Genomic DNA, 21,131 nt, shown 5'->3' with positions numbered 1-21,131 from the left:
GTCACAGCTCCGCGGTGGGCGTCTCCTGGGTGCGGAACGCCAGCTGTCCGTCGGCGACGTCCACCGTGACCCGGGCCCCCTCCTTGACACGGCCGTCCAGCAGCAGCCGGGACAGCTCGTTGTCGACCTCCCGCTGGATGGTGCGGCGCAGCGGACGGGCGCCGTACTCCGGCTCGTAGCCGCGCCGCGCCAGCCAGTCCACGGCCCCGTCGGTGAAGTCGACCGACACGCCCTGGGCCTGCAGCAGCCGGCGGGTGCGGTCCAGCAGCAGGTTGGTGATCTGCCGCAACTGCTCCTCGGTGAGCTGGCGGAAGACCACGATCTCGTCGATGCGGTTGAGGAACTCCGGCCGGAAGTGCTCGCGCAGCGGACGCAGGATCTGCTCGCGCCGCGCCTCCTCGTCCGCGTCGGAGCCGCCCGCCGCGAAGCCCAGCGTGGCGCCGCGCCGGGTGATGACGTCGGAGCCGAGGTTGCTGGTCATCACGATCACGGTGTTGGTGAAGTCCACCGTCCGGCCCTGCGCGTCGGTGAGCCGCCCGTCGTCGAGGACCTGGAGCAGGATGTTGAAGACGTCCGGGTGCGCCTTCTCCACCTCGTCCAGCAGGAGCAGCGAGTACGGGTGCCGCCGTACGACCTCCGTGAGCTGCCCGGCCTCCTCGTGCCCGACGTACCCGGGCGGGGCGCCGACCAGGCGACTGACGGTGTGCCGCTCCTGGTACTCGCTCATGTCGAGGCGGACCATGCGGTCCTCGCTGCCGAACAGGGCCTCGGCCAGCGCACGGGCCAGCTCGGTCTTGCCGACGCCCGTCGGCCCGAGGAAGAGGAAGCTGCCGATCGGCCGGTCGGGGCTGGCCAGCCCGGCACGCGAACGCAGCACCGCGTCGGCGACCACGCGCACCGCCTCCTCCTGGCCGACCACCCGCTGGTGCAGGTGCTCCTCCAGACCGAGCAGGCGGTCCTTCTCCTCCTCGGTGAGCCGGCTGACCGGGACGCCGGTCTGCCGGGACACCACCTCGGCGATCGCCTCGGCGTCGACCACCAGGTCCTGGCCCTCGTCGACCTCGCCGTCGCCGCCGGCCTCCGTGAGCCGCCGCTTCAGCTCGGCGATCCGGTCGCGCAGCTGGGTGGCCTGCTCGTACTGCTCGTCCGCGACCGCCTGGTCCTTGTCCCGGATCAGCTGCTCCAGCTCACGCTCCATGGCCCGTACGTCCGAGCCCTTCGTGCGGGCGCGCAGCCGCACCCGGGCGCCGGCCTGGTCGATGAGGTCGATCGCCTTGTCCGGGAGGTGGCGGGCGGTGAGGTAGCGGTCGGACAGCTCCACGGCCGCGACCAGCGCCTCGTCGGTGTAGCGGACCTGGTGGTGGGCCTCGTAGCGGTCCTGCAGGCCCCGCAGGATCTCGATCGCGTCCGAGGGCGTGGGCTCCGGCACCATGATCGGCTGGAAGCGGCGGGCCAGCGCCGCGTCCTTCTCGATCCGGCGGTACTCCTCCAGCGTGGTGGCGCCGACGACGTGCAGTTCGCCGCGGGCCAGCGCCGGCTTGAGGATGTTGCCGGCGTCCATCGACCCGCCGTCGCCGCCACCGCCCCCGGCGCCGACCACGGTGTGCAGTTCGTCGATGAAGACGACCAGCCGGTCGGAGTGGCTGCGGATCTCGTCGACGATGTTGTTCATCCGCTCCTCGAAGTCGCCCCGGTAGCGGGTGCCCGCGACGACCCCCGTCAGGTCCAGGGCGACCACCCGCCGCCCGGTCAGGACGTCCGGCACGTCCCCGTCGGCGATGCGCTGCGCCAGTCCCTCCACGACGGCGGTCTTGCCGACGCCCGCGTCACCGATCAGCACCGGGTTGTTCTTGCCGCGCCGGGAGAGCACCTCGACGGTCTGCTCGATCTCCTGCTCCCGCCCGATCACCGGGTCGATCCGGCCCTGCCGGGCCAGGTCGGTGAGGTCACGGCCGTACTTGTCCAGGGTCGGCGTGTTCGTCGGCCGGGGCCGCTCGGCGTGCGTCGGCGCCGCCTCCGGTGTCTCCTGGGGCAGGTTCGAGGGCGCGAAACGGGCCGCGTTCAGGATGTGCCCGGCGGCCGAGTCCGGGTTCGCGGCCAGGGCGCTGAGGACGTGCTCCGGGCCGATGTAGCCGTACCCGCGCGCCCGGGCCATCTCGTGTGCGTCCAGCAGCGCGCGCTTGGCGGCCGGGGTCAGGGACAGCGAGGTCGGCGGCGGAGCGTTGTCCGGGGCGTGCTGGCTCGGCCCGGACCGCGCGTCGATCGCCGAGGCCAGCGAGTCGGGGTCCGCGCCGGCCCGGCTGAGCAGACTGCGGGTCGGCTCCGTGGAGAGCGCGGCGCGCAGCAGGTGCTCGGTGTCAAGGTCGCGGCTGCCGTGCTCGGCGGCGTACTGGGCAGCTCCGCGCACCAGCTCACGGGCCGGCTGACTGAGCAGCCGGCCTATGTCGATCTGGCGGGGGCGGGGTCCGCCGAAGAAGCGGGCGAGGAATTCTGCGAAGGGGTCGCCCTCCGGGCCGATGAAACCGCTCGTCATCGTCATCCGTTCCTTCGCTGGTCGACGTGCCCGGGGCGGGTAACCCCGTTCGGGCTCGCTCATGCCACGATGACACGTTCTGTATCGGTGGGCATGTCGTGGAACGCCTGTACGAAAGAGGGCTCGATGTCGTCGCGCGGGTGCGGATCCGTCGTGGCTCCGCGCGCGGTCTTCCGCGCCCTGTCAGGCTTCTTCCCGGGCTGTCAGGACACGGGGTCCGGACTCCGTGATCGCCACCGTGTGCTCCACGTGGGCCGCCCGGGTGCCGTCGTTCGTGCGGAGGGTCCAGCCGTCGGGGGCCGCGTGGAAGCCGTCCGTGCCGCCGGCGATGAGCATGGGCTCGATCGCCACCACCAGGCCGGGGCGGAGCGGGAGGCCCCGGCCCGGGCGGCCCTCGTTCGGGACCGCCGGGTCCTCGTGCATACGGCGGCCGATGCCGTGGCCGCCGAAACCGTCCGGGACGCCGTAGCCCGCCGCGCGGCACACCGAGCCGATCGCGTGGGCGATGTCCCCGATGCGGTTGCCGACGACGGCCGCCTCGATGCCCGCCGCCAGGGCGTGCTCGGCGGTCTCGACCAGGCGCAGGTCGGCCGCGCGCGGGCGGCCCACGACGAAGCTGATCGCCGAGTCGCCGACCCAGCCGCCCAGTTCGGCGCCGCAGTCGACGGAGAGCAGGTCGCCGTCGCGCAGCCGGTAGCCGGTCGGGATGCCGTGCACGATCGCGTCGTTCACGGACGCGCAGATCACGGCCGGGAAGGGCGTGGGCGCGAAGGACGGCTTGTAGCCGAGGAACGGTGAGGTCGCGCCCGCCTCGCGCAGCACGTCGTGCGCCACTTCATCCAGCTCCCGCAGGGAGACGCCCACGTCCGCGGCCCTCCGTACGGCCGTCAGGGCCCGGGCGACGACCTGGCCCGCCTCGTGCATCGCGTCGATCGATGTGTCCGTCTTCAGCTCCACCATGCCAATTACTATACCGGTATTAGAATGGGCGGCATGGTGCGCACCCCTCTCACCCCGGAAGAGCGCGAACGCGGCGAGCGGCTCGGGCGGCTGCTGCGCGAGGCGCGCGGCGACCGCAGCATGGCGGACGTCGCCGCGAGCGCCGGCATCTCCGCCGAGACCCTCCGGAAGATCGAGACGGGCCGGGCGCCCACCCCGGCCTTCTTCACGGTGGCCGCGCTGGCCCGCGCGCTCGGGCTGTCGATGGACGAACTGGCCGGGCGGTGCGCGCTCGCGGGCGTGTGACGTCACCGGCGGAGCCGGGCTGGGCGGAGACTCCTGCGTCCACTTCGAAAACTCCTCGTAGCCGCGCTGTAACACGACTGGTGTTGCCTACGGACCGGAGGGATCCGGTCAGGCGGGAGTCGAGCGATGGCAGTGGATCAACTCCCGGCGCGGATCCGGGAGTTCACGGACTATCTGGACGGTCTGCTGGCGCGCCTCGACCAAGGCGGCGGCTGGTGCGGGGTGTTCTGGCAGCGCGACCCCGACGGCATGCGGGCCTGCCTCGACGGCCGTGAGGTGCCGCCCTGGGACGTGGTGGAGGCGCTGCTGCAGGATCTCGCCGCGGCGTACGGGCCCGAGGTCGCCGGGCAGGAGAAGGAGCGGGCGCGCGGCCTGCACGCCGCCGCGCTCGCCGCGTACGACGCCCGGCCGGGCGGCCGGGACGCCCTCGGGGACCGGCTCGACGTCATGCTCCGCGAGCAGAGGTACGCGGCCGAACGGCAGGCGGAACTGAGCCGGTCGCTCGCCGCCGCCGCGACCCGCGAGGAGGCCGACGCCCTCCGCCTCGACCTGGCGTGGGCCCGCGACGACCACGAGCGCGCCACCGCGCGGTGCGCCGAACTGCGTGCCCGTATGGCCGAGTTGGATCGGCGAGCGCAGCGGGTGGCGCAGATCCACCGCGAGCACGCCGGTTTCAGAACCGACGGCCGCTTCCGCACGGACGGCACTCAGCCGGGCGGCCCGGGCCCGGCCGGAACCCCCGGACACCCCCACGACCGCGACGTGCCCCCCGCTCAGGGACAGCACCGCGACCAGCACGCCGAACAGCGGTCAGCCCCCGCAGACGCCGAGCACGCTGCCCCGTACGGGGAACGGCCCGGCCCCGACCAAGCCGGCGGGGCGCTGCCCGACCGCCCCTCCCGGTACGGCGCACGGCCTGGGGCGGACGGGCCTGGTGGCGCCGGGGGCTGGGACGAGACGCGGCGGGCCGGTGGCGGGGTGACCGGTCTCCACGAGCGCCCCGCCGCAGGCGTGGCCCCCGGGGAACACACCGCCCCGCGGCCCGAGCCCCCGTTCGCCGGCCCGCAGCCGGACCCCGCCCCCGTGCCCAAGCAGCGCAAGCGCCGTCGTGGCGGTGCCCGTTTCGCCGGGATGGCCGAGGAGGAGGCCGCGCCCGTCGCCGTGCCCCCCGTGGCCGCGGCCGGCCTGCCCGCCCCCGCTCCCGCGACCGGACGCACCCCGCGCGGCGCGCGGTTCGCCGGGGCCGCCGAGGGGACCGGGGCGGCCGGTGCCGTCGAGCCCGCCGAAACCATCAAGCCGGCGGTGACGCCGGTCGCGACGTCGGGCGGGACGCCCGAGGCGGGGGAGCGGCGCGAGGTCCTCGACACCGTCGAGACGCTCGCCCGGCTGCGGAGTGAGGGGCGCAGCGGCGAGGCGCACGCCCTGCTGGTGGAGGTGGCGTACTGGCCCGCGGCCCGGTTCCCGCTGCTCGCCGCGGAGATGCGGCGCGCGGGGCTGGGCGCCGACTGGGCGACCCTGCTGTGGGAGGCCGCCTCGCTGCCGGCCGACCGGCTGGTCGCAGCCGCAGACGCCCTGTCCGCGGCGGGGCGCCCGGAGGACGGGCAGCAGATCCTGCGGCAGGGTGTGGTGCGGCCCGCCCACGAGATCGGGGAGGCGGTCCTCGAGCTCGTCGCCGAGGGCCGCCGCCGCGAGGTGCAGGCGCTGCTCGACGCCTACGTCCGGGTCCGGACCCCGGAGGAGGCGGCGCGCAGCGCCGAGCCCGGCCCGCAGCAGCTCGTACCGCTGCTGCTGGAGGCCGCCCGGGGCGTCACGGACGAACGGTACTGGGACCTGGTGCACGCGCTGCGGGTCGCGGGCTTCTCCGTCTGAGCCCCCGGACCGGCCGCCTCTCACCGGCTCCACGACTCACCCGTCAGGGGTGCGAAACACGAACGACTCAGCGGGTCGGCGACGATGGTCTTGGCAAGCCCGTCGCGGAGGCTTACGTTCGTCCCTCTACGGCCTGTTTCTACGGGCGTAGAGGCGCTGACGTCGCGTCGAAGGAGCAGCTCATGGCCAACGTCGTACGTGCCGCTCTGGTCCAGGCCACCTGGACCGGCGACACCGAGTCCATGGTGGCGAAACACGAGGAGCACGCCCGCGAGGCGGCCCGGCGGGGCGCGAGGATCATCGGGTTCCAGGAAGTCTTCAACAGCCCCTACTTCTGCCAGGTCGAGGAGCCGGAGCACTACCGCTGGGCCGAGCCGGTGCCCGACGGGCCGACCGTGCGGCGCATGCGGGCGCTCGCGCGCGAGACCGGCCTGGTCATCGTCGTGCCGGTGTTCGAGGTGGAGCAGCCGGGCTTCTACTACAACACCGCGGCCGTGATCGACGCCGACGGCAGCTACCTCGGCAAGTACCGCAAGCATCACATCCCGCAGATCAAGGGTTTCCGCGAGAAGTACTACTTCAAGCCCGGCAACCTCGGCTGGCCCGTCTTCGACACCGCCGCCGGCAAGGTCGGCGTCTACATCTGCTACGACCGCCACTTCCCGGAGGGCTGGCGGCAGCTCGGCCTGAACGGCGCCCAGCTGGTGTACAACCCGTCCGCCACCCACCGGAGCCTGTCCTCCCACCTGTGGCGGCTGGAGCAGCCGGCGGCGGCCGTCGCCAACGCGTACTTCGTCGCCGCGATCAACCGCGTCGGGCAGGAGGAGTACGGCGACAACGACTTCTACGGGACGAGCTACTTCGTCGACCCCCGTGGGCAGTTCGTGGGGGACGTCGCCAGCGACAGCAAGGAGGAACTCGTGGTCCGCGACCTGGACCTCGACCTCATCGAAGAAGTGCGGCAGCAGTGGGCCTTCTACCGCGACCGCCGCCCCGACGCCTACGAAGGGCTGGTGCAGCCGTGACCAACGACCTGCTGGGCCGCCACCGGGCCGTGCTCCCCGACTGGCTCGCCCTCTACTACGAGGAGCCCATCGAGATCACCCACGGCGAGGGCCGCCACGTCTGGGATTCGGAAGGCAACAAGTACCTCGACTTCTTCGGCGGCATCCTCACCACCATGACCGCGCACGCCCTGCCGGAGGTCACCAAGGCGGTCAGCGAGCAGGCCGGGCGGATCATCCACTCCTCGACCCTGTACCTCAACCGGCCGATGGTGGAACTCGCCGAACGCATCGCCCAGTTGAGCGGCATCCCGGACGCCCGGGTGTTCTTCACCACCTCCGGCACCGAGGCCAACGACACCGCCCTGCTGCTGGCGACCACGTACCGGCGCAGCAACACGATCCTGGCGATGCGCAACAGCTACCACGGCCGCTCCTTCAGCTCGGTCGGCATCACCGGCAACCGGGGCTGGTCCCCGACCTCGCTGTCCCCGCTGCAGACGCTGTACGTGCACGGCGGGGTGCGCACCCGGGGCCCGTACGCCGCGCTGAGCGACGCCGACTTCATCGCGGCCTGCGTCGACGACCTGAGGGACCTGCTCGGGCACACCCGCCCGCCCGCCGCCCTGATCGCCGAGCCGATCCAGGGCGTCGGCGGCTTCACCTCCCCGCCGGACGGCCTGTACGCGGCCTTCCGCGAGGTGCTCCAGGAGCACGGCGTCCTGTGGATCGCCGACGAGGTGCAGACCGGCTGGGGACGCACCGGCGAGCACTTCTGGGGCTGGCAGGCGCACGGCCGCAGCGGGCCGCCGGACATCATGACCTTCGCCAAGGGCATCGGCAACGGCATGTCCATCGGCGGGGTCGTCGCCCGCTCCGAGATCATGAACTGCCTGGACGCCAACAGCATCTCCACCTTCGGCGGCACCCAGATCACGATGGCCGCGGGGCTCGCCAACCTCACCTACCTGCTGGAGCACGACCTGCAGGGCAACGCCCGGCGGGTCGGGGGCATGCTCATCGAGCGGATCCGCTCCGCCGCCGCGCAGGTGCCGCACGTACGGGAGGTGCGCGGGCGCGGCCTGATGATCGGGATCGAGCTGACCAGGCCGGGCACGGACGAGGCCGACTGGCAGGCCGCGTCCGCCGTGCTGGAGGCGGCCCGGGCCGGCGGCCTGCTCATCGGCAAGGGCGGTGGCCACAACACCAGCGCCCTGCGCGTCGCCCCGCCGCTGTCCCTCAACGTCGCGGAGGCCGAGGAAGGCGCCGAGATCCTCGAGAGCGCTCTGAGGAGCATCCAGTAGACCCCATGTGAACAAGGGAACACCGCCATGACCACCACCTCGGAGTCCTGGGAGCCCCTCGAACCGGCCCTGTCCGTCCGGCAGGTCCTCACCCTGGAACGGGTGCTCGCGGGGGAGCCCGAGGTGGTGGCCGGGGCCGGTCATCTCGACCGGCCGGTGCGCTGGGTGCACGTCGCCGAGGCCGCGGACGTCGGCGTGATGCTCAGCGGCGGCGAGATGGTCCTCACCACCGGCGTGCTGCTCGCCGGGCACGAGGACATGCAGGCCGAGTACATCCGCTCCCTGCACCGCGCGGACGCGGCGGCCGTGGTCCTCGGACTCGGCCGCGCCTTTCCCTCCGCGCCGGCGGTGATGCGCCGGGCGGCCGAGCGGTGCGGGCTGCCCATGGTCGTCCTGCACCGGCCCTTCCCCTTCGCCCAGCTCACCGAGGAGGTCCAGTCCCGGCTGGTGCGACGGAAGTTCGCCGCCGTGAGCCTGTCCGAGGCCGTACGCACCGAACTCACCGCGCTCATCACCGCCGGGGCCCCGCTGCAACGCCTGCTCGACGAGGTCGCCCGGCACAGCGGCTGCCCCGTCGTCGTCACCAACCTCGCCCACCGCGTCCTCGGCACGGCGGGGGAGCGGCCGGCGGTGGACGACGTGCTGCGCGACTGGGAGCGCATCGCCCGGCAGGCCGGCGGAAACGAGGGCGACGGCTGGATCCGCGCCGAACTGGGCGGGCGCGGGGAGCGGTGGGGCCGGATCGTGCTGTGCGGCTACCGCGGCGACACCGCGACCGGGCGGCTGCTGGCCGACCGAGCCGCCGAGGCCCTCGTCCTGCACCGCATGCTCGGCGGCAACTCCGCCTGCTCCTGGGAGGAGCAGTCCGCGCAGAGCCTGCTCACCGACCTGGTCAGCGGCGTCGTACCGGCCCGGCAGCTGCTGCCCAGGGCGCGGGCGGCCGGACTGCCGGTGGGGCGGCGCACCTTCGTCCCGCTGGTCGTCCGCGGCAGGGAGACGGCCCAACTGGAGCGAGTGCTGCGCCTGCTCGGACTGCCGGGAATCGTCGCCGAACTCGCCGACGCGGCCACCGCCGTGCTGCTCAGCCTCGCCCCGGACCAGGACGCCACGGCGCTCACCGCCCACTTCGCGGCGCGGCTGAGGTCGGAGGCGGGGGCGCCGCGGACCGTGGTGGCGGCGGCCGACGCCCGGACCGCCTGGGAGGACGTACCGGCCGGACTGCGCGAGGCCCAGCACGTGGCGGACGCCGTGGCCGACTCCTCCGCGGCCCTCGACCTGCCGGCCGTCGTACGCCTGAGGGACGTCCATTTGCGCGGCCTGATCCGGCTGCTGCGGGACGACCCGCACGTGCAGTCCTTCGCGGAGCGGGAGCTGGACGGGCTGCTGCGCGGGTCCGGCGAAGATCTGCTGTCCGTGCTGCGCACGTACCTGGCCACCGGCCGCAACAAGTCCCGCACCGCGCAGCTCCACCATGTCTCCCGGCCCGCGCTGTACCGCCGCCTGGAGGCCATACAGGCCCGGCTCGGGGTGGACCTCGACGACTTCGAACAGGCCGCCTCGGTGCACATCGCGCTCCTCGCGCACGACGCGCAACAGGGGTGAGAGCCCGGCGTGCAACAGCAGTGAAACACGGGACGACCTGCGAAAACGGTGGTGAAACATGGGGCCGGGCGAAGGTGACACAGTGGCACGCCACACACCCGCAGACGTGACACGGTGCAACTCAAAGCCGCCTTCCGGACTTCCTAGGCTCGCCGCACACCGAGCGACCGGAGGTCCCGATGAGCAGAGTGATCCGTGCCGCCGTCTTCCAGACCGCCTGGACCGGCGACAAGGAGTCGATGATCCAGGTACACGAGCAGGCGGTGCGCGACGCGGCCGCCCAGGGTGCTCAAGTCCTGTGCTTCCAGGAGCTGTTCTACGGGCCGTACTTCTGCCAGGTCCAGGACCCCGCCTTCTACGAGTACGCCGAGAGGATCCCGGACGGCCCGATCGTCGAGCGCTTCCAGGCGCTCGCGGCGGAGCACGGCATCGTCCTCGTCCTGCCGATGTACGAGGAGGAGCAGCCCGGCGTCCTCTACAACACCGCCGCGGTGATCGACGCGGACGGCTCCTACCTCGGCAAGTACCGCAAGACGCACATCCCGCAGGTCAGGGGTTTCTGGGAGAAGTTCTACTTCCGTCCGGGCAACTCCGGCTGGCCCGTCTTCGACACGGCGGTCGGCAAGGTCGGCGTCTACATCTGCTACGACCGGCACTTCCCGGAGGGCTGGCGGGCCCTCGGCCTCGCGGGCGCCGAGCTCGTCTTCAACCCGTCGGCCACCTCCCGCGGCCTGTCCGGCTACCTGTGGCAGCTGGAGCAGCCGGCGGCGGCCGTCGCCAACGAGTACTTCGTCGGCGCCATCAACAGGGTCGGCGTCGAGGAGTACGGCGACAACGACTTCTACGGGACGTCGTACTTCGTGGACCCGGAGGCGCAGTTCGTAGGCGAGGTGGCGAGCGACAAGGAGACCGAGCTCGTCGTGCGCGACCTGGACATGGCCAAGCTGCGCGAGGTCCGCGACCGCTGGCAGTTCTACCGCGACCGCGCGCCGGGAGCGTACGCGCCGCTGACCGCACCCTGACCGCCGTCCCGGTGCCCGCCGACCCGGCGGGCACCGGGCGGACCCGTACGTCACCAGAACCGACCACGGCAGGAGAGGGAGCATGAGTCGTACCGTCATCCGCGGCGGCCTCGTCATCACCGCGTCCGACGAGGTCCACGCGGACGTCCTGATCGAGGACGGCCGCGTCGCCGCCCTCGCCGCCTCCGGCACCCCGGCCGCCGAGGCCTTCACCGCCGAGCGAAGCGAGACGGGGGCGCCCCCGCCCGAAGGGTGGGGGAGGGTGATCGACGCCACCGGCAGGTACGTCATCCCGGGCGGCGTGGACGCCCACACCCACATGGAGCTGCCGTTCGGCGGCACCTTCGCCTCCGACACCTTCGAGACCGGCACCCGGGCCGCCGCCTGGGGCGGTACGACCACGATCATCGACTTCGCGGTGCAGAGCGTCGGGCACGCCCTGCGCGAGGGCCTGGACGCCTGGCACGCCAAGGCCGACGGCAACTGCGCGATCGACTACGGGTTCCACATGATCGTCTCCGATGTGAACGAGGAGACGCTGAAGGAGATGGACCTGCTGGTCGAGGAGGGCGTCACCTCGTTCAAGCAGTTCATGGCCTATCCGGGGGTCTTCTACTCCGACGACGGGCAGATCCTGCGCGCCATGCAGCGCTCCGCCGAGAACGGCGGACTGATCATGATGCACGCCGAGAACGGCATCGCGATCGACGTGCTGGTCGAGCAGGCACTGGCCCGGGGCGAGACCGACCCCCGGTACCACGGGGAGGTGCGCAAGGCGCTGCTGGAGGCCGAGGCCACCCACCGCGCCATCCGGCTCGCGCAGGTGGCGGGGGCTCCGCTGTACGTCGTGCACGTCTCGGCGATGGAGGCGGTCGCCGAGCTGGCCCGGGCGCGCGACGAAGGCCTGCCCGTCTTCGGCGAGACGTGCCCGCAGTACCTGTTCCTGTCCACCGACAACCTCGCCGAGCCCGACTTCGAGGGCGCGAAGTACGTGTGCAGCACTCCGCTCCGGCCGCGCGAGCACCAGGCGCAGCTGTGGAAGGGCCTGAGGACCAACGACCTCCAGGTCGTCTCCACCGACCACTGCCCCTTCTGCTTCGTCGGGCAGAAGGAGCTCGGCCGCGGCGACTTCTCCAAGATCCCCAACGGTCTGCCGGGCGTCGAGAACCGCATGGACCTGCTCCACCAGGCCGTCGTCGACGGGCGCATCTCCCGCCGCCGGTGGATCGAGATCGCCTGCGCCACCCCGGCGCGGATGTTCGGCCTGTACCCGAAGAAGGGCACCATCGCGCCGGGCGCCGACGCCGACATCGTCATCTACGACCCGCACGCCGAGCAGGTCATGTCCGCCGAGACGCACCACATGAACGTCGACTACTCGGCGTACGAGGGCAAGCGCGTCACCGGCCGCGTCGAGACCGTGCTCTCGCGCGGCGAACTCGTCATCAGCGAGCGGGAGTACACCGGACGCGCGGGTCACGGCGTCTACACCCCGCGCTCCACCTGCCAGTACCTCGACTAGGAGCGGCCCCGATGGACTTCGGACTCGTCCTGCAGACCGACCCGCCGGCCTCGCGGGTCGTCAGCCTCATGAAGCGCGCCGAGCGCAACGGCTTCACCCACGGCTGGACCTTCGACTCCGCCGTGCTGTGGCAGGAGCCGTTCGTGATCTACAGCCAGATCCTGGCGAACACCACGAAGCTGACGGTCGGCCCGATGGTCACCAACCCGGGCACCCGCACCTGGGAGGTCACCGCCTCCACCTTCGCCACCCTCAACGACATGTTCGGCAACCGCACGGTCTGCGGCATCGGCCGCGGCGACTCGGCGATGCGCGTGGCCGGCCGCAAACCCAACACCCTCGCCCGTATCAGCGAGGCCATGAAGGTCATCCGGGCGCTGGGCAGCGGCCAGGAGGCCGACCTCGGCGGCGGCACGGTCGTCAGGTTCCCCTGGATCAAGCCCGGCGCCCGACTCCCCGTGTGGATGGCCGCGTACGGTCCCAAGGCGCTGAAGATGACCGGCGAGGAGGCCGACGGGTTCATCCTCCAGCTCGCCGACCCGTACCTGACCGAGTACATGGTCAAGGCCGTGAAGGACGCGGCCGTCGCGGCCGGCCGGGACCCCGGCGAGGTGACCGTCTGCGTGGCCGCCCCGGCCTACGTCACCGAGGACGACTCGCCCGAGGCGCTCGCCCACGCGCGGGAGCAGTGCCGGTGGTTCGGCGGGATGGTCGGCAACCACGTCGCCGACCTGGTCGCCAAGTATGGCGAGCACTCCTCCCAGGTGCCCGACGAGCTCACCGACTACATCAAGGCACGGCAGGGCTACGACTACGCCCACCACGGGCGCAGCGGCAACCCGGACACGCAGTTCGTGCCCGACGAGATCGTCGACCGGTTCTGCCTGATCGGGCCGGTCGAGCAGCACATCGAGAAGCTGAAGGCGCTGCGCGCGCTGGGCGTCGACCAGTTCGCGGTCTACGACATGCACGACGCGCAGGAGGCCGTGATCGACGCGTACGGGTCCCGGGTGATCCCCGCCGTCAACGGCTGAATCCCGCCCTCTCCCCTCCGAACTCCCGCCCCTCCGAACTCCCTCTCCTCCGAATCCCCGCTCCTTCGCTACCCGCCCCTACGAACTCCCCCTTCCCGTCGGCCCGGGAAGGGGGCCCTGGGACGCTCCCCACAGCGCACCCCCCTCGGCGCCGCCCGCACGGCCTTTCCCGTCCCACCTCCCCTGATTGGCCTGCCCATGACCGACACCGCTCCCACGGCCATACCACCCACCACCCAAGTCACCCTCTCCGACGGCCGGGTGGAGATCGCCCCGGGCGCCCCCGCGCCGACCGGTCCCTACGCCAACGAGGACCTGCTGCCGGTCCCCGTCGCCCGGCGCACCTGGACCACGTACAACTTCTCCGCGCTGTGGGTCGGCATGGCCCACAACACGGCCTCCTGGACCCTGGCCTCCGGTCTGATCGCCGTCGGCATGGACTGGAAACAGGCGGTGTTCACCATCGCCCTGGCCAATGTGATCGTGCTGGTGCCGATGCTGCTCACCGGCCACGCCGGGCCCCGTTACGGCATCCCCTTCCCGGTCTTCGCCCGCGCGTCGTTCGGCATCCGGGGCGCCAACCTCCCGGCCGTCGTCCGGGCGCTGGTGGCGTGCGGCTGGTTCGGCATCCAGACCTGGATCGGCGGTGAGGCCATCTACTTCCTCGCCGGCAAGCTCGTCGGGGAGAGCTGGACCGACGCGGCCGAGGTCGGCGGTTACGCCTGGACCATGTGGCTGTCCTTCGCCCTCTTCTGGGCACTCCAGGTCGCGATCATCTACCGGGGCATGGAGACGCTGCGCCGCTTCGAGAACTGGGCGGCGCCCTTCGTGCTCGTCGGCGCCTTCGTGATGCTGTGGTGGATGAGCGACAAGGCCGGCGGCTTCGGTCCGCTCTTCGACCAGCCCTCCAAGCTCGGCTGGGGCGCGGACTTCTGGACGCTGTTCGCCCCGGCTCTCATGGGCATGATCGGTTTCTGGTCGACGCTGTCGCTGAACATCCCGGACTTCACACGGTACGGAAAGAGCCAGAAGGCGCAGACGTGGGGCCAGGCGCTGGGCCTGCCGACGACCATGACGCTGTTCGCGTTCCTGTCCGTGATGGTCACCTCCGGCTCGCAGGCCGTGTACGGCGAGGCGATCTGGGACCCGGTGCAGCTCGCCGCGAAGACGGACAACACCGTCGGGCTGCTCTTCGCGCTGGTCACCGTGCTGGTGGCGACGCTCTCCGTCAACGTCGCGGCCAACCTGGTCTCCCCGGCCTTCGACTTCTCCAACATCGCGCCGCGCCGGATCAGTTTCCGGGCGGGCGCGCTCGCCACCTGTGTGCTCGGCGTGCTGATCTTCCCCTGGAAGCTGTACTCGGACCCCCAGGGCTACATCTTCACCTGGCTCGGCCTGGTCGGCGGACTGCTCGGCACGGTCGCCGGCATCCTCATCGCCGACTACTGGATCCTGCGCCGCACCCGGCTCGACCTCGTCGACCTGTACCGCGCGGGCGGCCGCTACTGGTACGCGGGCGGCTGGAACTGGCGGGCCGTCGTCGCCTTCGTGGCGGGCGGTGTCCTCGCCGTCGGCGGTGCCAGTTTCAAGCCGCTGATCGACGGCCGTCCCATCCCGGCGCTCGCGGACCTGGCCGACTACGGCTGGGCGGTGGGCCTGGGTACGTCGATGGTGCTGTACCTGGTGCTCATGCTCGCGCGGGGCCGGGACCGGGCCGCCGTGTGACCCGTCGGGCTGCGCGTGCGGGAGGACGGCCGGAAGGGATCAGCCCTTCCGGCCGTCCTCCAGCGCCGCCACCGCCTCCTTGGCGGCCTTGATGGCGCCCTTGTTGATCTCGTCCGTGCTGGGCGCCTTCTTCGTCTCGAAGTCGCTGCCGTTGTAGGTGACGATCACCAGCGCGTTGGACGCGCGCGCAAGCACCAGGCCCTCGCGCGTCTCCTGCTTGTCCTCGGTGGTGAGGTTGACGACGGAGTACGCCGAGTCGCCGAGACCGGGGACCGCCCCTCCGCCGCTCTTCTCCTCGGTGCGCGCCTTGTAGGACTTCTGCGCCGCCTCGTCCGACTCCAGGATCTCGTACGACACGTCGAGCCAGCGGTACTCGTATCCCTCGAGCGCGTTCCAAGAGCAGGTGCGGCGCAGCTCGGAGTCCGTCGACGGTATCTCCTTCCCGGCCGTCTTGGCGCCCGGGACCAGGGACTTGATCGTCTTCTGGGCCAGGCTGTCGCACGGGGCGGGAGCCTTGGTGTACGTCTTCGACACCGCCTCCGTGGACGGCGCGGACGCGGACTGTGTCCCGGTCGTCGCGGTCTCGGTCGGTGTGTGCTCGGCGGCCTGCGGCGCGGCGAGCGGTCCGGACGACAGCGCCCAGCCCGCCGCGGCGAGCACGGCGACCGGGGACAGACGCGCGGTCAGAGCGAGCGGCAGGGGAAGATCACGCACGGCGCACTTCTCGTGGGGGACGGACGGTGCGGAGGAGTCCGCACTGCGGACGGGACGACAGTGTCACATGAGTCTCTGTGGGGCGGAAGTGCGAACTCGCTCCGTGCATGGGCGTGCATGGGCGGTGACGGTGCCTCACCGGGGGATTCCCGGTTTCGGAGTGAATCGCCATCTATCGCCCTCTCTGGGGGATTTGATGGGTCGTGACGGGTCAGCGGGGCGCGCGGGCATCCGTCCGTTCCGTTCATCCGTCCGTTCCGTTCATCCGTCCGTTCCGTTCACCCGGGAAGAGAGCCGGCCGAATCGGTGTTGGCGTCGCCAATATGTTGAGTACGCACTGGCCTTAGCCGAATGACGGCCCAATGCTGGAAGCATGCCATCGCCAGTTACGCCCGCCACGGGTATTCCTGCCTCGGCCATGCATCCGACAGTTTCCTCCACCCCCGTCACCCGCGAGGAATTCCGCGCCACCCTGGGCCGGTTCACCACCGGAGTCGTGGCGGTGACCGCGCTGCGGAACAGCGATTCGGCACCGGTCGGTCTCGCGGTGAATTCCTTCACCTCGGTCTCCCTGGACCCGGCACTCGTCCTGTTCTGCATCGCGCGGACGAGCACCAGTTGGCCCCAGGTCCGCACCGCCGGGCGGTTCTGCGTCAACATCCTCGGCGAGAGCCAGCGAGAGGTCAGCACACGACTGGCCACCAGCGGCGACGACAAGTTCCACGGTGTCCGCTGGACCACCACGCCGGCCGGAACCCCCGTGCTGGAAGGCGCCATCGGCTGGCTGGAGTGCTCGGTGGAGGCCGAGTATCCGGCCGGGGACCACGAAGTGATCATCTCCCGTGTCCACCGGCTCAGCAGCCGGGAGGACGGGGCGCCGCTGGTCTTCTACCGCGGGTCCTACGAGCGGCTGGCCGCTTGACCCGGCCCCGCGGCTCCCGTGTGCCGCCGGGCCTCGGGCCCGGACGGCACCCCTCGGTTCCGCTCGGCACCCTTCGGCGCCCTTCCGCACCCTTCGGCTTCTCCGCTCTTCCTCGTCTTCCTCGTCTTCTTCGTCTTCTTCGTCTTCTTCGTCTTCTTCGTCTTCTTCGTCTTCCTCGATCTCCTGGACTTCCCTCAGTTCCCGTACGACCGACATGAAGTAGGTACGCCTTCCATGACACAGAGCACCGGTTCCCTCAAGCCCCTCGGGGTCGGCATCGTCGGACTCAGCGCCGACGGCGGCTGGGGAGCGCGCGGGCACCTGCCGGCCCTGCGGGCCGTCGAGGGGTTCGAGCTGCGCGGTCTGACGGCCTCCACGCCGGAGGCCGCGAAGCGGTCCGCCGAGAAGTACCACGTGCCGCTGGCGTTCACCGACGCCGCCGAACTCGCCGCCCACGACGACATCGACCTGGTCGTCGTCGCCGTGAAGGTGCCCCGCCACCGTGAACTCATCGTGCCGGCGCTGGAGGCCGGCACGATGGTGCTGAGCGAGTGGCCGCTGGCCACCGGACCCGCCGAGGCCGAGGAGCTCGCCTCGCTGGCCGAGCGGCGCGGCGTCCGTACCGCCGTCGGCCTGCAGTCCCGTTCCGCCCCGGCCGTTCGGTATCTGCGCGACCTGATCGCCGAGGGGTACGTCGGCGAGGTGCTGTCCACGACGCTGGTCGGCTCCGGCGGCGGCTGGGGACCGGTGGTGGCCTCAAGGACCGCCTACACCACCGACCGCGCCAACGGGGCCACGCTCATGACGATCCCGTTCGGGCACACGCTCGACGCCCTCACCATGTGCCTGTCGGGCTTCGCCACCGTCAGCGCCACCACGGCGACCCGCCGGCGCGAGGTGCGCGTCCCGGAGACCGGCGAGACCCTGATCCAGACGGCCGAGGACCAGATCGCGGTCTCCGGCGAGCTGGAGAGCGGCGCCGTCGCCTCCCTGCACTACCGGGGCGGCTCCAGCCGCTCCACGAACCTCCTGTGGGAGATCAACGGCACCGAGGGCGACCTGGTGGTCACCGGTGGCACCGGGCACCTGCAGTTCGGGCAGTACGAGATCCGGGGCGCCCGGGGCACCGACACCGAGCTGTCCGTGCTGCCCGTCCCCGACCGGTACAGCACCGTGCCGGGCGTGAGCGAGCCGGTGTCGGCGGTCGCGCACGCGTACGCGCGGCTGCGGGCCGACATCGAAGAGGGCACGAGGACCGTCCCCGACTTCGCGCACGCGGTGGAGCACCACCGGCTCCTGGACCGCATCACCCGGGCCGCCCAGACCGGTGTCCGCCAGTAGCGAGGCCCGGTTCGGTCACCGGGCGGCGGCCGACGGATGACGAAGAAGCCCAGCGACGGGTGCCGGTCCGGCTCGTTCCGCCGGACCGGCACCCGTCGCTCGGTGTGGAGCACCACCGGTTCCCGCCGCCGGCGCGACGGCCCCGGTCCGGACGGGTCGTCACACGCCGCCGGCGGTGAGCTGCGCCCGGCAGCCGGCCACCAGGCGGGCGCAGACCTCCTCGGCGTGGTCGAAGAGGTAGAAGTGCCCACCGGGCCAGATGTGCGGAGCGAGGGGGTGCCGCGCGTGCGCCGACCACTGGTCCAGCAGATGCGCGGGCGCGAGAGGATCGTCGGCGCCGCCGAACACCGACAGCGCGCTGCGCAACGGCGGGCCGTCGACGTACTCGTAGCCGTCGACGAGCAGGAAGTCCTGGCGCACGGTGTGTGCGACCAGCTGGGCGAGCGCCCGGTGGCCGCCGGTGCCGGCCGGAGTGCCGCCCAGGCTGTGCACGTACTCCAGAACGCGGTGCGCCGGCCAGTCGCCGAGCCGGCCCGCCCGGCGCGCGGCACCGCAGGCCCGGGGCGCGGGGCTGCCGGAGACGCCCAGCCAGCACGGGCCCCGGCCCTCGGCCTCCAGCTCGCGCGCCAGTTCGAAGGCGAGCAGGGCCCCCATGCTGTGCCCGAACACCGCGTACCGGCCGGCGAGTTCGGGCCGCAGCACCTGGCGCAGATGGGCGACGGCCTGCCGTACGGTGTGGCACCGCCGGCCGCCGCGGTCCAGCAGCCGGCCCGGCAGGTCCGCGCCGAGCACCCGCCACTCGCGCGGCACATGGGGCACGAAGGGCGCGTAGCCCCGCGAGGAGCCGCCCGCGTGGTGCAGCAGCACCAGCGTCAGGCAGGGCTCACCACGGGGCTTTGGCGTGAGGTCGTACACCGGCATCTCAGGCCGCCAGTCCGCCGAGGAACGTGTCGTGCTTGGTCAGCGGCACGGGGTCCTCCTTGTAGAGGCAGTCCATGGGGATCCAGTGCACCCTCAGCAGATCGGCCCGGCTCGCGTCGCCCAGGGCGGCGGCCGCGGTGTGGCCGGGGCCGCAGGGCACGTCGAAGACGGTCCAGCCGTCGGGGTGCCGGGCGCTGTCGGCGCCGAGGTAGTCGGCGGACAGGTCACGGCCGAGACCGGTGCCGATGCCCTTGAGATACGCCTCCTTGCGCGTCCACAACTGCCCGAACGCGACGGTGTCCACGCCGTCGGGTCCGGACCCCAGCTCCGCCCGCTCGTCGGGATGCAGCGCGGGCACGCACACGCGCGCGGTCTCACCGGTGGGAACCTTCTCGACGTCCACGCCGATCGGCACGGTCGACACCCCGATCAGAGCCATCCCGTTGCTGTGGGAGAGCGAGAAGTGCAGCGCGGACGCGGGCGACAGCAGGACGGGCCGGCCGTGCGCCGCGTCGCAGCACGGGCAGGGCGCCCGCCCGAACCGGAGCCGGCGCGGCTCGGTGTCCAGGTAGGCGCCGAGCAGCCGGCGCAGGGCGATGTGCGCGGACGTGTACAGCAGGCGGCCGGCTTCGCGCCGGCAGGTGCCGGCCCGGCTCCGCTCGGCCTCGTCCAGCTCGGACAGGTCCAGCTCGCCGGTGCACGTGCCGAGCCGGGGCTGGCGCAGCAGCCACAGGTCGGCGCCTCGGTCGGGTGGGAGCGGCAGTGTCACGCTGGGTCGGCTCCTGCCTCGGGCGTGCCGAGCAGTCCCATGAGGTGCCGGGTGAGCACCTGGGTGTTCTCGGCGCGCAGGATGGTGGTGAGTTCGGGTGCGACGCCCAGGGCCGCCCGGATCCGGCGGTGCAGTTCGAGCCCCGTCATGGAGCCGACGCCCAGGTCGGTCATCGTCTGGTCCCGGTCGACGGCGTCGGCCGGGCAGCGCAGGACGCGCCCGACCTCCTGGCAGAGGTAGTCGCCCAGCAGGCGCTCCCGCTCACCGGGGTCCGCCGCCGCGAGAGCGGCGCGGGAGGGCGGAGCGATGTCGAAGGAGAGGTCGGCGGGGAGGTCGTCATCGACGGCGGCCCGCGCGTCGGGGCCGGTACGGAACCAGTCGAGCAGGGCCTGATCCACGGTCATGTCGGAGCCTTAGGTCCAAGGTGGTCGAACGGGGGTCGGGACGCGGCGCGCCGCGTGCGTACCGGGCACCGGTGGGCCGCCACAGCGGGCGTGAGCCCCTGAGGCCGCCGTGCCCGGGACGCCGCGGCGCACCGTGAGGGCGCCGTGGGACACGGGCCGGTCGTCAGCTCGCGGCGGCGGCCACCCGCTCGGGCAGCTCGTGGGCGAATCCGCAGCGCAGCGCGATGCCGGCCAGTTCCCCCTGGATCTCGACGCTGCGCCAGATGCCGCCGCGCAGCGGCAGCAGGCGCTTGCCGGTGAGGGAGGCCCGCGCGGTGATCGGCGCGTCGGGCCGGTCGGGCAGCGGTGTCACGGCGGGCGCGGCCTCCAGCACCGTCTGCATCATCCACAGGGTGTTGCTCTCGGCCCGGTTCATCGAGTCCAGTTCGTACATGAGGACCTGGACGAGCTGGAGGTTGACCACGAAGGCGTCGATGAGGGACACCGACGGCTGGCCGGTGCCTTCGATGCCCTCGCGGCCGCCCCGCAGCTCCGGAGCGAAGTGCACGTCCGCCCGTGCCGCGTGCGCCTCCAGATCGACCCGTACGTCACGGATGAAGTGCCGCCGGTCCTTGAACCCGCCGCCCCAGAAGCGCTGTTCGCTCGGGCCGAGGGCCTTGTCCAGATTCTCGTGGCGCGCTTCCTCGAGCGCGCGGGTGACGATGTCGTGCTCGGTCTCGCAGCGCACGCGCAGGCTGCCGACCGTGCAGTCGTGCACGGACAGGAAACGGGCGGGCCGGCCGGGGAGTTCCTCGGTCCGCACCAGGCGGGCCGCGAGCGGGATGCCCGTCAGGTCCTCCTGGGGCGCGCCGCCGGCCCGCAGGACGACCTTGCGCAGCCGCATCCGGGTACGGGCCGGCCCGTCGAGCCCGTAGCCGTGGGCGAGGTGCAGCTCGGCGAGCTGGGCACCGAGCACCAGGGCGTCGACGGTGCTCAGGTGGGGCCGCAGGTCGGTGCCGTCCTTCTTGCGCGACCAGTCGGCGGGGTAGCCGACGTCGACCGTGGCCCGCACCCCGGCGTCGGGGGCCTCGGCCGGGGTGACGACGACGTCGGCGACCCGGTACTCGGCGCGCTGGTAGCCGCGGGAGAAGAAGCGGGTCTCGCTCGGGCCGAGGTAGTCGTCGATCGACCGGAGCAGCAGTTCCTGGCGGGTGCCCACGG

At 72.4% G+C, this 21,131-nt stretch carries 18 protein-coding genes; 11 read left to right on the top strand and 7 right to left on the bottom strand.

Going from position 1 to position 21,131, the window contains the following annotated elements:
* Position 1 precedes the first annotated feature (1 nt).
* Both ACFPZJ_RS19685 and map read right to left on the bottom strand, forming a co-directional pair.
* On the bottom strand, positions 2-2,533 hold the full coding sequence (locus ACFPZJ_RS19685; RefSeq protein ID WP_381023071.1) for an ATP-dependent Clp protease ATP-binding subunit: 2,532 nt from the start codon (positions 2,531-2,533) through the stop codon (positions 2-4).
* A 183-nt stretch (positions 2,534-2,716) separates the two neighbouring features.
* On the bottom strand, positions 2,717-3,493 hold the full coding sequence (gene map / locus ACFPZJ_RS19680; RefSeq protein WP_381023069.1) for a type I methionyl aminopeptidase: 777 nt from the start codon (positions 3,491-3,493) through the stop codon (positions 2,717-2,719).
* Between the two features lie 33 nt (positions 3,494-3,526).
* On the opposite strand from map, the gene ACFPZJ_RS19675 reads away from it, so the two are divergent.
* From ACFPZJ_RS19675 to ACFPZJ_RS19635, 9 genes are all read left to right on the top strand, one after another.
* Positions 3,527-3,778, top strand: coding sequence for a helix-turn-helix domain-containing protein (locus ACFPZJ_RS19675; protein WP_381023067.1), 252 nt, complete (start codon positions 3,527-3,529; stop codon positions 3,776-3,778).
* Between the two features lie 126 nt (positions 3,779-3,904).
* A complete protein-coding gene (locus ACFPZJ_RS19670) occupies positions 3,905-5,647 on the top strand; it encodes a hypothetical protein (RefSeq protein WP_381023064.1) in 1,743 nt (580 codons plus the stop codon).
* Between the two features lie 182 nt (positions 5,648-5,829).
* Positions 5,830-6,672, top strand: coding sequence for a nitrilase-related carbon-nitrogen hydrolase (locus ACFPZJ_RS19665; RefSeq protein ID WP_381023062.1), 843 nt, complete (start codon positions 5,830-5,832; stop codon positions 6,670-6,672).
* Complete coding sequence (locus ACFPZJ_RS19660) at positions 6,669-7,955, top strand: aspartate aminotransferase family protein (protein WP_381023060.1); 1,287 nt, start codon at positions 6,669-6,671, stop codon at positions 7,953-7,955. The genes ACFPZJ_RS19665 and ACFPZJ_RS19660 overlap by 4 nt, the downstream gene beginning before the upstream one ends.
* Before the next feature lie 27 nt (positions 7,956-7,982).
* Positions 7,983-9,557 carry a PucR family transcriptional regulator gene (locus ACFPZJ_RS19655; RefSeq protein ID WP_381023057.1) on the top strand — a complete coding sequence of 525 codons (1,575 nt, stop codon included), beginning with the start codon at positions 7,983-7,985 and terminating at the stop codon, positions 9,555-9,557.
* Between the two features lie 179 nt (positions 9,558-9,736).
* Positions 9,737-10,579: a nitrilase-related carbon-nitrogen hydrolase gene (locus tag ACFPZJ_RS19650; protein WP_381023054.1), complete on the top strand. Its 843-nt coding sequence runs from the start codon at positions 9,737-9,739 to the stop codon at positions 10,577-10,579.
* Between the two features lie 82 nt (positions 10,580-10,661).
* Entirely contained in the window at positions 10,662-12,101 is a 1,440-nt protein-coding gene (hydA, locus tag ACFPZJ_RS19645; RefSeq protein ID WP_381023052.1) for a dihydropyrimidinase, read from the top strand.
* An 11-nt stretch (positions 12,102-12,112) separates the two neighbouring features.
* Positions 12,113-13,135, top strand: coding sequence for a TIGR03842 family LLM class F420-dependent oxidoreductase (locus ACFPZJ_RS19640; RefSeq protein ID WP_381023050.1), 1,023 nt, complete (start codon positions 12,113-12,115; stop codon positions 13,133-13,135).
* Positions 13,136-13,333: 198 nt separating this feature from the next.
* Entirely contained in the window at positions 13,334-14,860 is a 1,527-nt protein-coding gene (locus ACFPZJ_RS19635; RefSeq protein WP_381023048.1) for an NCS1 family nucleobase:cation symporter-1, read from the top strand.
* Between the two features lie 39 nt (positions 14,861-14,899).
* On the opposite strand, the gene ACFPZJ_RS19630 is transcribed toward ACFPZJ_RS19635, so the two are convergent.
* Positions 14,900-15,574, bottom strand: a complete 675-nt coding sequence (locus ACFPZJ_RS19630) for a hypothetical protein (RefSeq protein ID WP_381023045.1) — start codon at positions 15,572-15,574, stop codon at positions 14,900-14,902.
* A gap of 418 nt (positions 15,575-15,992) precedes the next feature.
* Here ACFPZJ_RS19630 and ACFPZJ_RS19625 point away from each other — a divergent pair, with 418 nt between their 5' ends.
* Together ACFPZJ_RS19625 and ACFPZJ_RS19620 are read left to right on the top strand one after the other, a co-directional pair.
* Entirely contained in the window at positions 15,993-16,496 is a 504-nt protein-coding gene (locus tag ACFPZJ_RS19625; RefSeq protein ID WP_381023042.1) for a flavin reductase family protein, read from the top strand.
* Between the two features lie 234 nt (positions 16,497-16,730).
* Positions 16,731-17,837: a Gfo/Idh/MocA family protein gene (locus ACFPZJ_RS19620; RefSeq protein WP_381023465.1), complete on the top strand. Its 1,107-nt coding sequence runs from the start codon at positions 16,731-16,733 to the stop codon at positions 17,835-17,837.
* Positions 17,838-17,996: 159 nt separating this feature from the next.
* On the opposite strand, the gene ACFPZJ_RS19615 is transcribed toward ACFPZJ_RS19620, so the two are convergent.
* The 4 genes from ACFPZJ_RS19615 to ACFPZJ_RS19600 all read right to left on the bottom strand — a co-directional run bounded on the left by ACFPZJ_RS19615 (position 17,997) and on the right by ACFPZJ_RS19600 (position 21,129).
* Complete coding sequence (locus ACFPZJ_RS19615; RefSeq protein WP_381023039.1) at positions 17,997-18,758, bottom strand: thioesterase II family protein; 762 nt, start codon at positions 18,756-18,758, stop codon at positions 17,997-17,999.
* 1 nt (position 18,759) lies between these two features.
* On the bottom strand, positions 18,760-19,527 hold the full coding sequence (locus ACFPZJ_RS19610) for a 4'-phosphopantetheinyl transferase family protein (protein ID WP_381023037.1): 768 nt from the start codon (positions 19,525-19,527) through the stop codon (positions 18,760-18,762).
* On the bottom strand, positions 19,524-19,931 hold the full coding sequence (locus ACFPZJ_RS19605) for an acyl carrier protein (protein WP_381023034.1): 408 nt from the start codon (positions 19,929-19,931) through the stop codon (positions 19,524-19,526). The genes ACFPZJ_RS19610 and ACFPZJ_RS19605 overlap by 4 nt, the downstream gene beginning before the upstream one ends.
* A gap of 163 nt (positions 19,932-20,094) precedes the next feature.
* Positions 20,095-21,129, bottom strand: coding sequence for an AvrD family protein (locus ACFPZJ_RS19600; RefSeq protein WP_381023031.1), 1,035 nt, complete (start codon positions 21,127-21,129; stop codon positions 20,095-20,097).
* Between the last annotated feature and the right edge of the window lie 2 nt (positions 21,130-21,131).

This window comes from Streptomyces bullii (assembly GCF_042657145.1).
Taxonomy (GTDB): Bacteria; Actinomycetota; Actinomycetes; order Streptomycetales; family Streptomycetaceae; genus Streptomyces; species Streptomyces bullii.
This window is presented reverse-complemented; position numbering and strand designations above follow the sequence as displayed.